8 protein-coding genes are annotated in these 12,924 nt (G+C 68.9%); all 8 read right to left on the minus strand.

Annotation, left to right across the window (positions count from 1 at the left end; translation table 11 throughout):
• Positions 1 to 342: 342 nt before the first annotated feature.
• Positions 343 to 1,719 carry an IS1380 family transposase gene (locus ACFCXS_RS37700; RefSeq protein WP_376647855.1) on the minus strand — a complete coding sequence of 459 codons (1,377 nt, stop codon included), beginning with the start codon at positions 1,717 to 1,719 and terminating at the stop codon, positions 343 to 345.
• A gap of 143 nt (positions 1,720 to 1,862) precedes the next feature.
• Positions 1,863 to 3,920: a restriction endonuclease gene (locus tag ACFCXS_RS37705; protein WP_376647856.1), complete on the minus strand. Its 2,058-nt coding sequence runs from the start codon at positions 3,918 to 3,920 to the stop codon at positions 1,863 to 1,865.
• A 466-nt stretch (positions 3,921 to 4,386) separates the two neighbouring features.
• Entirely contained in the window at positions 4,387 to 6,351 is a 1,965-nt protein-coding gene (locus ACFCXS_RS37710; protein ID WP_376647857.1) for a TIGR03960 family B12-binding radical SAM protein, read from the minus strand.
• 87 nt (positions 6,352 to 6,438) lie between these two features.
• Positions 6,439 to 7,944 carry a CHAD domain-containing protein gene (locus tag ACFCXS_RS37715; RefSeq protein ID WP_376647858.1) on the minus strand — a complete coding sequence of 502 codons (1,506 nt, stop codon included), beginning with the start codon at positions 7,942 to 7,944 and terminating at the stop codon, positions 6,439 to 6,441.
• A gap of 67 nt (positions 7,945 to 8,011) precedes the next feature.
• Positions 8,012 to 8,620, minus strand: a complete 609-nt coding sequence (locus ACFCXS_RS37720) for a hypothetical protein (protein WP_376647859.1) — start codon at positions 8,618 to 8,620, stop codon at positions 8,012 to 8,014.
• Positions 8,621 to 8,642: 22 nt separating this feature from the next.
• On the minus strand, positions 8,643 to 9,845 hold the full coding sequence (gene rodA, locus ACFCXS_RS37725; RefSeq protein ID WP_376647860.1) for a rod shape-determining protein RodA: 1,203 nt from the start codon (positions 9,843 to 9,845) through the stop codon (positions 8,643 to 8,645).
• Positions 9,842 to 12,088, minus strand: a complete 2,247-nt coding sequence (mrdA, locus tag ACFCXS_RS37730) for a penicillin-binding protein 2 (protein ID WP_376647861.1) — start codon at positions 12,086 to 12,088, stop codon at positions 9,842 to 9,844. Before mrdA ends, rodA begins: the two co-directional genes overlap by 4 nt.
• A 148-nt stretch (positions 12,089 to 12,236) precedes the next feature.
• On the minus strand, positions 12,237 to 12,911 hold the full coding sequence (gene mreD, locus ACFCXS_RS37735) for a rod shape-determining protein MreD (RefSeq protein ID WP_344453526.1): 675 nt from the start codon (positions 12,909 to 12,911) through the stop codon (positions 12,237 to 12,239).
• Between the last annotated feature and the right edge of the window lie 13 nt (positions 12,912 to 12,924).

Consider the following 12,924-nt stretch of genomic DNA (forward strand, 5'->3'; position numbering starts at 1 on the left):
TCCCTGGACACCTCACGGACCACCGGCTGAGCACCTCGCCGCCCCTTCAGACTGCTCCGCACTCGGAGCCAAGATCTTTGCGGGACAGCCCTTAGTCTCACGAGAACCAGGCCGCAGGGTCGAACGGGTCCTCCGTTCCATCAGCGTCAATGATCACGATCTCGCTTTCGATCAGACTAACCTCGATCTTTCGTGATGGGCCGCCGACGGAGTCGGGGGCCCATTTCGTTGTCGGTGGCTGTGGCCGTGCAGGTTGAGGGCCCGGGTGTCGTCTCGGGTGGACGCCGGGTTCCACTGCTCCGGGCTGGATCCTCTTCTCGTAGGGACAGGCGAGTCCGTCGGTCAGCCGGGGTTCGGCAGGAGTGCAAGCCGTTCGAGGGCGTCTGTGATCTCGCGGGTCCAAGGCCAATGGTGGGCGAGGCGGAGGATGCGCCGCCGGCCGGTGGTGACGAGCTGACCGGCCGCGGAGAACAGGCGGAGCCGCAGGCGGCGCGGTTCCCAGAGGCGGGCTTGGCCGGTCAGGGCGAGCACGGGCATCCAGGCCAGCAGGTCGAGAGCGATCTGGACGATCTCCAGCCAGACCCTGTTCTGCGCGGTGTCGTGCAAGGGGAGGTTTCGCAGGCCGGTCGAACGTGCGGCCCGGATGCGGTCCTCCGCGCGGGCCCGCAGCCGATGACGGAGTTCGAGTTCGGCGATCGGCCGGTCGGGGGTGTTGGTGGCGAAGCAGGTGATCCGCATGCCGTCCGCGTCCGTGATTCTCAACTGGGCTCCGGGGTGCGGCCGTTCCTTGCGGACGATCAACCGCATGCCCTTCGCCCATCCGTCGAGCAGGTCACCGGTGAGTTCGGCGACCCATGCCCCGTCACGGACCTCGCCGCTTGTCTCGACGGCCGGTGTCCAGGCCGACGCGGGGATCTTCAGGACGTGCTGGTGGACGGCCTCGGTGATCACCATGCCGACCGAGTAGGACAGCCAGCGTCCGCGCTGGGCGAGCCAGGCCACGAACTCGTGGGTGCCGCCGCCGGAGTCGCAGCGGATCAGTGTCCGCCGTCCCCGCCGGTACTTCCCCGGCAGTTGAGCGAGGGCCAGGCGGGTGGCGGTGATGTGGTCGGCGGCCGTGTTCGAGCCCGCGTTGCCTGGGCGCAGGAGAGCCGCAACGGGTTCTCCGGTTCCTCCCGGGCCGTGGTCGACGAACCCCATGAGCGGGTGGTGGCCGTAGGTCTTCTTCCAGGTCGGGGCGGCGTCCTGCTTGTCCGAGTGCGCGACGACCAGGACCCCGTCCAGGTCCACGATCACCTGCCCGCCGGCATCCGGACCCTGCTTGCCGGCCGACTCCCATACTCTTTCGCGGACTTCGGAACGTGCGGCGCGGATCGCGGTTAGCGCCTTCTTACCCGAAGCCGCGAGGGCGTCGATCAACCGGGAGACCGTCGGATCGGAAGCCACCGGGCCGAACACGCCCGGCTCAGCCCGCAGCATGCCGACGTCGGCCAGGCAGTCGCCACCGAGTGCGACGGCCAGGGCCACATCCAGCAGGACCTTGCCCGGATCGTGCACGGCCCGCGGCTTGCGCCACGGTGTGAGTCCCGCCGATATCGCCGCGTCCAGGCCGGACTTGCGGACCGTCTCGACCAGCAACACCGAACCCGCCTGCGAGACCACGGCCCGGCCGCCGCCCTCGACACGGACACGCGGGTACGACCCGCTACGCTTCTTCACCTGGAGAGTGCTTCTTCCCTTGCAGCTGACAGGACCCTCGACAAGTCCCATCGTTGCAGGTCAGCAGCACTCTCCATTTATTTGATCAAGACCCGGACAGGCCCGCTCGCGAAAGCGCGAGGCTAAGTGTCGCCAGAGAAGCGTCACTCAACGTCGATGCCGTAATCCTGGAGGAGCTGCTCCAAGCCACCCATGTATCCCTTCCCGCCCAGCACAAAGTCCCAGTCACCGGTGGGCCTGCGCCGGAAGGATCCGAGCACCAGAGCGGTCTCCCCAGCACGCCCCTCGGAAACCTCGAGTCGCCCGAGCTCAGCCATCGCCGGGTCCAGCAGCCGGATGCCGGCATCGGTGAACCCGGAAAGGTCGGCCTCCGGATTCACTTCCGGGTCCACAGCCGCCACCAGTACGAACCGATCAGCCGCCTCCGGCAGCGCGTCGAAGGCGACACGAACGGCTGCCTTGTCCGGTCCCGCAGCCGGTATTGCGCGTACCGAGCCGTCAGGTGTCTGCGGGTTGTTGAAGAAGACGAAGTGGTCTTCGCTGAGGACCTGGCTGCCATGGCAGACCAGCGCGCATACGTCGAGTGTGACGCTGCCTGACCACGTCATACCCAGCACGTTGTAGTCGTCGAGCGGAGCCGCAGGGTCAGACAGCGTCGGCTGCGCTGGGACTCCTGGCCCTCTCTCTCCCAAGCGCCCACGAAGCCCATGCCTGTGCAGCAGGTCAACGAGTTCGGTGCCCGAGATGAGCTCCAGAGGCTTGCCACGGGCAAAGGTTTGAGAGCCCGGTCCGAAACCGGAGGTCGTCACCAGAACACCCTTGTTGGCGCCGACGTCTTGAACCGTGCCGTAAAGATCGCGCACAGCCGTGGGCGGTACCGTGTTGCGATAGCGCTTCACCTGCACGACGATCTTGCCGCCGCGGATAGGAGTCGGGTCCATCGCATCGACATCCACGCCACCATCGTTCGAGCGCTGAGTCGTCACGGCCTGCATACCCATGGCGCGGAACAGATCGGCGACGAGGGACTCGAAAGCGATCGGATCCATGTCGTACAGGTTCGGCTCGTGATCGCCACCGTGGGCAGCCACAGGACTACCGACGTCCTGGGGCTGCCGGCTCAGCCGCACGGAAGTGAGTTGGTCGGGCCGGGTTGAGATCTGTCCCCTCAGCGCGTCTGTCAGGCAGCTCACCGGGTCCACCTGCCCCAGATGCAGGTCCGTGAAAGCCGCCCGAGAAACCATGACGGTCGCCAGGAAGATCTGCGTCTGTCGACCTGTCGCCGGGTCGGGGGCGTCCACGAAGCCGTTCAGGGCTATCGAGTCGAGGATGCCGTACTCGTCCGCCGTGAACAGCTGATGCAGCACCAGCAGCATGTTCTGCCCCAGCACTTCCCGGTACAGCGCCCGACGCTGGCTCACCGGCCGTGCCGCTTCCTTGTACTGATCCTCCCGGGACAGGTACCTCACGGACTTCGCTTCCGGAACAACGTCGTACGTGGGCAGTTCCCAGTCCAGCACCAACTGCCGCCCCGCTACGTCGTAGGCCGCCGCCACCTGCCGAGGAAAACCCTCCGGCCATGCCGTCGACGCGTACAGCGCAGCGGAGAAGTACTCGACCACGGAGTCAGAATCGCCCCGCCTGACCCCCTCGGTCGTCTCAAGGACTCCGGCGTTGTGCCCACGCACCTCGGCCCGAAGAGACTCTGCCCTCTGCTCGTAGTCCCGCTGCAACGCGGCTAACTGCTGCTGCCGCTGCCCCTCGGCGACCTGCGCAGCATGCCAGTCGTGCTCGAACCGAGCCCGCGCCTCAGCCTGTGCCTGTGCTCGCCTGTTGGCGGTCCAGCCACCCTGAGCCTGGTACTGGTTCGGGTCGGGCATCCGCACCGGCCATGCAAGTGGCCCGGGATCGAACGGCGGGATGTCTTCCGCACGCATCAGAGACGATGCCCTGAAGGCCGACGCCTGGCATCCCGTAGCCAGCAGACCTTGCAGGGACGCAACCTGAGCTTCCAGCTCCTCCGTACGCCGCCTGGCCTCCGCCTGGTGGTACTCCCGGTGGCCTTGCGCAGCAGAGCGCTGGTAAGCCCGGGCCTGCCGCGCCTCCTCCCGACGCTGCCTCGCCTCGGCTTCCACCTGACGTTGTTGCTGCCGCTGAATCTCAGCCCAGGCACCGACAAAACCAGCAGAGCGACGACTCATGCGCTACAGGCCCTCCCCAGGACGTCGGCACACCCGACCAAGCTCTAGTTGCCCCCGCAACCAGTAGTAACAAAACGACTGTATCCAGCAATCGCCGTCGTGAATATCAAGTTGCCAAAGCGATCAGAACGGATCGTTCGGGCACGTCACCGCGCACCCGTTCTTCACGACGCAACCTCACCGTGCAAGGACGTCATCGAGCGCCGACACTACTGAGCCCCCTCCGGGTCGAAGGGGGCTCAGTAGTCGCCAGAAACGCTTCAGCGAGGCTCCGGAGCCTCAGACCCACTCCACCTCAGAGTGGATAGCCGAAGACCCTCCCGGGCCCGGCAGAGGCGTACAAGGCCCACACTGCTGCGCCGGCTGCCGACGGCTCGTAGCCCCGACAGCAGCCAGCGCAGCGGTCACCTCGTCCTCGCCCGCCCCCGCCAGGGCATCCATCACCCGAACGAGTGCGTCACTCACCTCAGTGCTCGTGCCCGCTCGGCGCCGGCGCGGCATTCTTGACCGTCAGAGGCAGCAGTTTCTTCCCGGTGGGACCGATTTGTATGGCCGTGTCCATCTGCGGGCACACCCCGCAGTCGAAGCACGGCGTCCAGCGGCAGTCGTCGACCTCGGTCTCGTCGAGGGAGTCCTGCCAGTCCTCCCAGAGCCAGTCCTTGTCCAGGCCCGAGTCGAGGTGGTCCCAGGGGAGGACCTCCTCGTAGGTGCGCTCACGGGTGGTGTACCAGTCGACGTCGACTCCGAAGGCGGGCAGCGTCTTGTCGGCGCAGGCCATCCAGCGGTCGTAGGAGAAGTGCTCGCGCCAGCCGTCGAAGCGGCCGCCGTCGTCGTAGACCGCGCGGATGACCGCGCCGATGCGGCGGTCGCCGCGCGACAGGAGGCCCTCGACGATGCCGGGCTTGCCGTCGTGGTAGCGGAAGCCGATGGAGCGGCCGTACTTCTTGTCGCCGCGGATCTTGTCGCGCAGCTTCTGCAGCCGGGCGTCCGTCTCCTCCGCGGAGAGCTGCGGGGCCCACTGGAAGGGTGTGTGCGGCTTGGGGACGAAGCCGCCGATCGAGACCGTGCAGCGGATGTCGTTGGAGCGGGAGACCTCGCGGCCCTTGGCGATGACCTTGGTCGCCATGTCGGCGATCTGCAGGACGTCGTCGTCGGTCTCGGTCGGCAGGCCGCACATGAAGTACAGCTTCACCTGACGCCAGCCGTTGCCGTACGCCGTCGAGACCGTGCGGATCAGGTCCTCTTCCGAGACCATCTTGTTGATGACCTTGCGGATGCGTTCCGAGCCGCCCTCGGGGGCGAAGGTCAGGCCCGAGCGACGGCCGTTCCTGGTGAGCTCGTTCGCCAGGTCGATGTTGAAGGCGTCCACACGGGTGGAGGGGAGCGACAGGCCGATCTTGTCGTCCTCGTAGCGGTCGGCGAGGCCCTTGGCGATGTCGCCGATCTCCGTGTGGTCGGCGGAGGACAGCGACAGCAGGCCGACCTCCTCGAAGCCCGTCGCCTTCAGGCCCTTCTCGACCATGTCGCCGATACCCGTGATGGAGCGCTCGCGCACCGGGCGCGTGATCATGCCCGCCTGGCAGAAGCGGCAGCCGCGGGTGCAGCCGCGGAAGATCTCCACCGACATGCGCTCGTGCACCGTCTCGGCCAGCGGGACCAGCGGCTGCTTAGGGTACGGCCACTCGTCGAGGTCCATGACGGTGTGCTTGGAGACCCGCCACGGCACGCCGCTGCGCTTCGGCACGACACGGGCGATCCGGCCGTCCGGCAGGTACTCGACGTCGTAGAAGCCGGGGACGTACACCCCGCCCGTCCGCGCCAGGCGGAAGAGGAGCTCCTCGCGGCCGCCGGGGCGGCCCTCGGCCTTCCAGGCGCGGATGATCGCGGTGATCTCCAGGACCGCCTGCTCGCCGTCGCCGATCACGGCGCAGTCGATGAAGTCGGCGATCGGCTCGGGGTTGAACGCCGCGTGGCCGCCGGCCAGGACGATCGGGTCGTCCAGGCCGCGGTCCTTGGATTCGAGCGGGATGCCGGCCAGGTCGAGGGCAGCGAGCATGTTCGTGTAGCCCAGCTCCGTGGAGAAGGACAGGCCGAACACGTCGAAGGCCTTGACCGGGCGGTGGCTGTCCACCGTGAACTGCGGGACGTGGTGCTCCCGCATGAGCTCCTCCAGGTCCGGCCACACGCTGTACGTGCGCTCGGCGAGGACGCCCTGCTGCTCGTTGAGCACCTCGTAGAGGATCATGACGCCCTGGTTGGGCAGACCGACCTCGTAGGCGTCCGGGTACATGAGCGCCCAGCGGACGTCACAGGAGTCCCAGTCCTTGACCGTGGAGTTGAGCTCTCCGCCGACGTACTGGATCGGCTTCTGCACATGCGGGAGCAGAGCTTCGAGCTGCGGGAAGACCGACGCAGCGACTTCGGCAGGCATGTCGCGCACCTTCGTGAGCTGGACTGAACTGACAGGGGTGACCATCCAGACTAACGCGGTCGCGGGGTACCTCTGTACGCCGGAGGATCAGAGGTCCGCCGTACCGTCCTTGATCCCGGCCCAGAACCCGGGCAGTTCCGCCTCCACGCGCACCGCTCGCTGCTCCTCGCGCTCGTGGAGGAGGCCGTAGGTGAAGGCGCTCTCCCCCGCCGCGTGGGCGACCGCCGACAGCTCGCGCAGGGCCTGCCGGGCCATGACGCTGTCCTGGTGCTCGCCCAGCAGGTTCTGCAGTGCCTTCACGGACTTGACCAAGGCCTTGGCCGGCTTGCCGAGGACGGGTTCGGCCGCTTCCGCCGCGTAGCGGGTGCGCTTGGCCTTCTTGCGGGCATCGTGCAGCGCGGCGTCCCGGTCGGTGCCGGTCTCCAGGTCCGCCGCCAGCTCGATCAGCCGGGACACCTTGCGGAAGTCCTTCCGCACGGCCTTGGCGATCGGTTTGCGGGGTTTCTTGCCGGCCGCCTTCAGCAGGGGCGGGTCGGCGATCAGTGCGTCCAGGGTGTCGAGCAGGGTCAGGTAGCGGTGGGAGTCCAGGACACCGAGGAGGCGGCCGCGGGCGCTGCCGTGCTCGGCGTTCGACCAGGAGTGCAGGCGCCTCGCGACCGGGCCGCGGACCAGGTCCTCGGGCACGTCGCCGACGGCCGACGTCAGCCGTTCGGTCAGCACCTCGCGGTCACGGTCCCGGCCCAGCTCGCCGGCGAGCCACTTCAGCTCGTCGGCGACGGGGCCGGTGACGGCCCGGTCGAGGATCTCACCGAACGACTTGAACGTGCTGCGCAGCCGGCGGGTGGCCACCCGCATGCTGTGCACGGAGTCCTCCGCGTCCCGGCGGACGGCGGGATCGAGCTCGACGATCGCGTCCCGCTGGGTGCGCACGTAGGCGAGCACATGGTCTCCGGCGGTCACCGGTTTCCGGGCGGGCGCCGGCTTGCGCCGCTTCCCCGGTGCCGTTTCCTCCAGGGCTCGGGCGAGCTTCGACGACGATGCCGACGGCCGTACGCCCGCCTTGCGCAGCCGCTTCTCCACCTTGTCGAGCAGGGCCGGGTCGCCCCCGTCGGCGAGCTCCACCTCGATCTCGCTCCACCGCGCTTCGCCGCCGCGTCCGGTGAGCCGCTCGGCGCGCACGGTGTCCACGCTCACCTCGGCGAGCAGTCGGCCGTCGGCGTCGAGCAGGTGCCGTACGTCTCGGTCGGAGCGCAGCCGGACCAGGGGGAGCAGCTCGCTGTCGCGCACGCGGGAGCGGACCAGCGCGGCGAGGTCCTCGGGGAGGGTGTCGGTGAGCGGGGCGCGGATCTCGTCGCGGACGTCGGGAGCGATCGGGAACTTGAGGTGCCAGCCGGCGTCGGATCCACCGGTGCGGCGGCGCAGGGTGACGGACGACGCGGCGAGGCGTTCGTCCGCGGTGTCGTGGTAGGTCGCGTCGAGGTGGGCGACGCCCCTGTCCTCGACGGCCGCGACCCCGGCGACGCCGGTCAGGTCGGGAAGGCCGCCCTCGTCGGATTCGTACTTGCGCTCGATCTCGCGTTTCGTCTCCGCCATGGCACAAATCTAGTGGCTGACCGGCCCGGACAGCAGTGGTGGACGCCCTCCGGGTGGCCCGTCCTCCTCAGGTCGTCAGCAGGGCCCGCAGCTCCTCGCCGTCCGGGAAGGGCGCGTCCTTGTCCGTCCGGGAGACGAGGTACACATGGGCGTCCTCGAACTGGTGGTACGAGAGTGGCTCCGGGCCCTGTCCGACGATCAGCGCGTTGTGCTCCAGGCGCCAGCTGACGTACCGCGTGTCGTACCGGGGCTGCCGGACGTCGTGGTCGGGCAGCCCCAGCCGGTCGGTGAAGCGCTGGACGACGGCGGCGAAGTGGGCGTCGAACTCCGGCCGCCAGGCGCCCTCCTCGCTGGTCCAGCCGGGCATGGGGCCCCAGCAGTCCTCGTCCAGGAGGCCCCCGTCGACCGAGTAGAGGTAGGCGAAGGGAAGGTGCAGCGAGCCGTCGCCGTCGCAGGTGACGAAGTGCCCCTGCGGGGTGACGTGGGTGGCGTCGGGGACGTCGGGTGTGTCCTCGTACGCCGGGCCCTGCACCGTCTGCGACCAGTCGGACCAGCCGGCGTCCCGCATCCGCGCCTCGACGGCGTCGTCGTCGGTCAGATCCAGCTCCGCCAACGTGAGGAGCTGGCTCACCAGTTCCTCGGTCACCGGGCACCGGGCCACGTACTCCCCGGACATTCCGTTCCCCCTTCCTGGGACGCTAGGCCGACATCGGCCGTTGCACCCGGATCGACTGCAACAGCCCCACCGCTATCCACACGGCGAACATCGACGATCCGCCGTACGACACGAACGGCAGCGGCAGGCCCGTGACGGGCATGATGCCGAGCGTCATGCCGACGTTCTCGAACGTCTGGAAGGCGAACCAGGCGACGATGCCCGCGGCCACGATCGTGCCGTACAGGTCCGTGGTCTCCCGGGCGATCCGGCAGGCCCGCCACAGGACGATGCCGAGGAGCAGGATGATCAGGCCGCCGCCGAGGAAGCCCAGCTCCTCCCCCGCCACGGTGAAGACGAAGTCCGTCTGCTGTTCGGGCACGAACTGGCCGGTGGTCTGCGAGCCGTGGAAGAGGCCGGAGCCGGTCAGGCCGCCCGAACCGATGGCGATACGGGCCTGGTTGGTGTTGTAGCCGACACCGGCCGGGTCGAGCTCGGGGTTGGCGAAGGCGGCGAACCGGTTGATCTGGTACTCGTCGAGGATCCCGATCTGCCAGACGGTGACCGCGCCCAGGGTGCCCGCGCCGAGCAGGCCGAACACCCACCGGTTGGACGCCCCGGAGGCCAGCAGCACGCCGAGCACGATGATGACCATCACCATGACCGACCCGAGGTCGGGCATCAGCATCACGATCAGCATCGGCACGGTGGCCAGGCCGAGGGCCTGCACGACCGTGCGGTGGTCGGGGTACTGCTTGTCGCCGGCGTCGACCCGGGCCGCCAGCAGCATCGCCATGCCCAGGATGATCGTGACCTTCACGAACTCCGAGGGCTGGAGCGAGAAGCCGCCGGGCAGCTTGATCCAGGAGTGGGCGCCGTTGATCGTGGAGCCGAGCGGGGTCAGCACGAGCAGGATCAGCAGCAGGGAGAACCCGTACAGGACCGGGACGGCCGTGCGCAGGCCGCGGTGGCCGAGCCAGATCGTCCCGGCCATCAGGGCCAGGCCGATGCCGGTGTTGAGCAGGTGCCGGATGAGGAAGAAGTACGGGTCGCCCTGGTTGAGCTCGGTGCGGTTGCGGGTCGCCGAGTAGACCAGGAGCGTGCCGAGCAGCGACAGTGCCAGCGCCGACAGCAGGATCGGCCAGTCGAGGCGCCGCGCCACCGAGTCACGGGCCAGCAGCCGCGTCCAGCCGGAGCGCTCGGGCCCGTAACCGGAGACCTGGAAGCTGTTCACACCGCCGGTCATGCTGACAACCTCCGGCTTCCCCGGCGGCGCCGCCGCCTTCGGGTGTTGCGGTTCTCGGGGGACGGCGGGGCCGACGTGACCGGCTGGAGCGGGTCCGCCGGGGCGTTCGGGTCCTTCTTCTTCGCCTGGCGGTCCTTGGCCGGGTCCTTGGGGACCTTCGGGGAAGCGATCGTGCCGTCCGTCTTGATCTTGGGCAGGGTCTTCTGCGGCGTGGGCAGCAGTGCCTTCTTCGCGTCGATGTCGCCGTCCTCGGAGACGCCGTACAGCGCGTTGTAGATGTTGCGGACGGCGGGGCCCGAGGCGCCGGAGCCCGTACCACCCTGGGAGATCGTCATGACGATCGAGTAGTCCTTGGTGTACGTGGCGAACCAGGAGGTCGTCTGCTTGCCGTAGACCTCCGCCGTACCCGTCTTGGCGTGCATCGGGATCTTGTCCTGCGGCCAGCCGCCGAACCTCCAGGCGGCCGTACCACGGGTGGCGACTCCCGCGAGGGCTCCGTCTATCTCGTCGCGCGTCTTCTGCGTCATCGGCAGCCTGCCGTGCGACTTGGGCTTGATCGGCGAGACGGTCTTGCCGTCGGCGCTGATGACGGCCTTGCCGACGGAGGGGTTGTAGAGGGTGCCGCCGTTGGAGATGGCCGAGTAGATGGTGGCCATCTGGATGGGCGTGACGAGGGTGTCGCCCTGGCCGATGGAGTAGTTGACGGAGTCACCGGCGCGCATGCGGTTGCCTTCGAGGCAGTTCTCGTAGGCGATCTTCTCGGCGTAGCTGCCGTTGCGCTTGCCCGTGCGGCACCAGGCGTCCTTGTTGGCCTTCCAGTAGTTCAGCTTCCACTGGCGGTCGGGGACGCGGCCGGTGACCTCGTTGGGCAGGTCGATGCCGGTCTCCTTGCCGAGGCCGAACTGGTGGGCCGTCTTGTAGAACCAGTCGTTGGGGTTCTTCTTCGGCTTGGTGCCGCCGTCGCGCTTCCACTCCTCGTGGGAGAGCCGGTAGAAGACCGTGTCGCAGGAGACCTCGAGGGCGCGGCCGAGGCTGATCGGGCCGTGGCTCTGGGATTCGAAGTTCTTGAAGACCTGGCCGCCGATCGAGTACGAGCTGGAGCAGTTGTAGGGGCCGTCGAAGGAGTACCCGGCGTTGACCGCGGCGGCCGTCGGGACGACCTTGAAGATCGAGCCGGGGGCGGACTGGCCCTGGATGGCGCGGTTGAGCAGCGGGTAGTTGGAGCTCTTGCCGGTGAGGCGTGTGTAGTCCTTGGCGGAGATGCCGCCCACCCAGGCGTTCGGGTCGTAGGTGGGGTTCGAGGCCATGGCGACGACGCGGCCGGTCTTGGCCTCCATGACCACGACCGCGCCGGAGTCGGCCTTGTAGTTGGTGCCGGTGTTGCGGTCGTTCTGCTTGCGGGCTTCCTTCATCGCCTCGTTCAGCTGGTACTCGGCGATCCGCTGGACCCGGGAGTCGATGCTGGTGACGAGGTTGTCGCCGGGGTGGGCCGGGTCGGCCTCGGCCTGGCCGATGACCCGGCCGAGGTTGTCGACCTCGTAGCGGGTGACGCCGGCCTTGCCGCGCAGTGCCCTGTCGTACTGGCGCTCCAGGCCCGAGCGGCCGACCTGGTCGGAACGCAGGTAGGGCGAGTTGGTGTTCTGCGCCTTCTTGATCTCCTCGTCGGTGACCGGCGAGAGGTAGCCGAGGACCTGGGCGGTGTTGGCCTTGCCGGGGCTCGGGTAGCGGCGCACGGCCTCCGGCTCGGCGGTGATGCCGGGGAAGTCCTCGGCGCGCTCGCGGATCTGCAGAGCCTGCTTGGGGGTGGCCTCGTCGGTGATGGGGATGGGCTGGTAGGGCGAGCCGTTCCAGCAGGGCTGCGGTGTCTCGGCGTCGCACAGCCGGACCTTCATCCGGACGTCCTCGGGCGTCATGCCCAGGACCCCGGCGAGCTTGGTGAGGACTTCCTTGCCGTCGTCCTTCATCTTCAGCAGGTCGGTGCGGGAGGCGGAGACCACCAGCCGCGTCTCGTTGTCCGCGATGGCCACGCCCCGGGCGTCCAGGATCGAGCCGCGGACGGCCGGCTGGACGACCTGCTGGACGTGGTTGCCCGACGCCTCCTTGGCGTATGCGGCACCCTCACGGATCTGGAGGTACCACAGGCGTCCGCCGAGGGTGAACAGGAGGGAGAGGACGAGGACCTGGATGACGACGAGCCGGATCTGGACCCGTGAGTTCCTGCCGGTCTCGGGAATGTTGGTCACTGCGGCTGCCTCCCCCTCTCGGTGTGCGAACGGATGTGCGGGGCCGGCGGTCTGCCCGGGCACGGGTGTGCGGTGTCGAGTGATGAACGCCCGGCCCACGAACCGGCGTTCCTACTGGACCGCCCCGTTCGGGTGAACTTCGCTGCGGTCACAGCCGCTTGACCCCCTTGATGCGCCCGGCGCGGGCCATCCGTGCCCGGGCGGCCTTCACGCGCAGCCCGTTGCGCTGGCTGCCGATCTTCAGGCCGGTGCCGCCGGAGAGCCAGCCGGAGGAGATGTCCGTGGCCTTGGCGGCGGCCGAGGTGGACTCGGCGAGCGGGTCGTTGTCGGCGCGCCGGGCCAGGGCCATGATCCCCGGCACGACGAACGGGGCGAGCAGCAGGTCGTACAGGGCGGCGGTGAACAGCAGGCTGCCGAGGCCCACGTGGCGGGCCGCGGTGTCGCCGACGAGGGCACCGACACCGGCGTAGAGCAGGGTGGAGCCGACCGCGGCGGCCACCACCACGACCATGGGGCCGGTGGCGGACTTCAGCCGGCCCGACTCGGGCTTCACCAGGCCCGCGAGGTAGCCGATGACGCACAGCACGAGGGCGTAGCGCCCGGCGGCGTGGTCGGCGGGCGGGGCCAGGTCGGCGAGCAGACCCGCGCCGAAGCCGACGAGGGCGCCGCCCACGTGCCCGTACACCAGCGCCAGGCCCAGCACGGTGAGCAGCAGCAGGTCGGGCACGGCGCCCGGCAGGTGGAGGCGGGCGAGGACGCTCACCTGGATCACCAGGGCGACGACGACCAGGGCGGAGGAGAGCAGGATCCGGTTGACGCGCATGGGGTGACAGCTC

The organism is Streptomyces sp. NPDC056373, assembly GCF_042262425.1.
GTDB lineage: Bacteria > Actinomycetota > Actinomycetes > Streptomycetales > Streptomycetaceae > Streptomyces.

Coding starts and splice junctions, on each gene's coding strand:
- ACFCXS_RS37705 (WP_376647856.1), bottom strand. CDS start 3,920: ATGAGTCGTCGCTCTGCTGGTTTTGTCGGTGCCTGGGCTGAGATTCAG.
- ACFCXS_RS37710 (WP_376647857.1), bottom strand. CDS start 6,351: ATGCCTGCCGAAGTCGCTGCGTCGGTCTTCCCGCAGCTCGAAGCTCTG.
- ACFCXS_RS37715 (WP_376647858.1), bottom strand. CDS start 7,944: ATGGCGGAGACGAAACGCGAGATCGAGCGCAAGTACGAATCCGACGAG.
- ACFCXS_RS37720 (WP_376647859.1), bottom strand. CDS start 8,620: ATGTCCGGGGAGTACGTGGCCCGGTGCCCGGTGACCGAGGAACTGGTG.
- rodA (WP_376647860.1), bottom strand. CDS start 9,845: ATGACCGGCGGTGTGAACAGCTTCCAGGTCTCCGGTTACGGGCCCGAG.
- mreD (WP_344453526.1), bottom strand. CDS start 12,911: ATGCGCGTCAACCGGATCCTGCTCTCCTCCGCCCTGGTCGTCGTCGCC.